Genomic DNA, 906 nt, shown 5'->3' on the forward strand with positions numbered 1-906 from the left:
CGCCGAGCAGGGCAGCGTCGGCGGAGCGCTGTCGCTGACGCCGATCCAGCGCTGGTTCTTCGAGGAGCCGATCCCCAGCCGCAGCCACTGGAACCAGTCGGTGCTGCTGCGGCTGCGCCGGCCGGTCGATCCGGCGTTGCTGGAACGGGCGCTCTCGGCCCTGCTGGCCCATCACGACGCCCTGCGGCTGGTCTTCGCGATGGATGGCAGCGCCCGGCACCTGCCGCCCGAGGCGGTGCCGCCGGTGCTGTGGCACCGCGCCGCCGCCGATGCCGAGGCGCAGGAGCGGCTGTGCGAGGAGGCCCAGCGCAGCCTCGACCTCGACCATGGCCCGTTGCTGCGCGCCCTGCTGGTGGAGCGGGAGGATGAAGACGGCCAGCGCCTGCTGCTGGCGATCCACCATCTTGTGGTGGACGGCGTGTCCTGGCGCGTGCTGCTGGAGGATCTGCAACTGGCCTGCACGCAGCTGGAGCGGGGCGAGGCGGTGATGCTGTCGGCCAAGACCGCCTCCTTCCAGTCCTGGGGCGAGGCGTTGCGCCGCCACGCCGCGAGCGGGGCGCTGAGGGATGAGTTGTCTTGGTGGCGCGACAGCCTGACGGGGGCTCCAGCCGGGCTGCCGGGGGTGGCGGAGCCGGTCTCCCCCGGGGTGCTGAGGGTGGCGACATCCGCCGTGGCGCGGACGCGGCTGGATGCCGGCTGGACGAAGCGCCTGCTGTCGTCGGCGCCCGCTGCCTACCGGACGCGGGTGAACGACCTGCTGCTGACGGCGCTGTCGCGGGTGCTGTGCCGGTGGAGCGGCGCAGCGTCGGCGCTGGTGCAGCTGGAGGGGCATGGCCGCGAGGAGCTGGTGGGCGGCCTGGACCTCAGCCGCAGCGTCGGCTGGTTCACCACCGCCTATCCGGTGCA

Annotated in this window: 1 protein-coding gene; it reads left to right on the forward strand. The window is 73.6% G+C overall.

Annotation, left to right across the window (positions count from 1 at the left end; all coding sequences use genetic code 11):
* On the forward strand, window positions 1–906 hold a 906-nt coding region (locus CRT60_RS00070), incomplete at both ends, for a condensation domain-containing protein (protein WP_244592178.1).

Source organism: Azospirillum palustre (assembly GCF_002573965.1).
GTDB classification, from domain to species: domain Bacteria; phylum Pseudomonadota; class Alphaproteobacteria; order Azospirillales; family Azospirillaceae; genus Azospirillum; species Azospirillum palustre.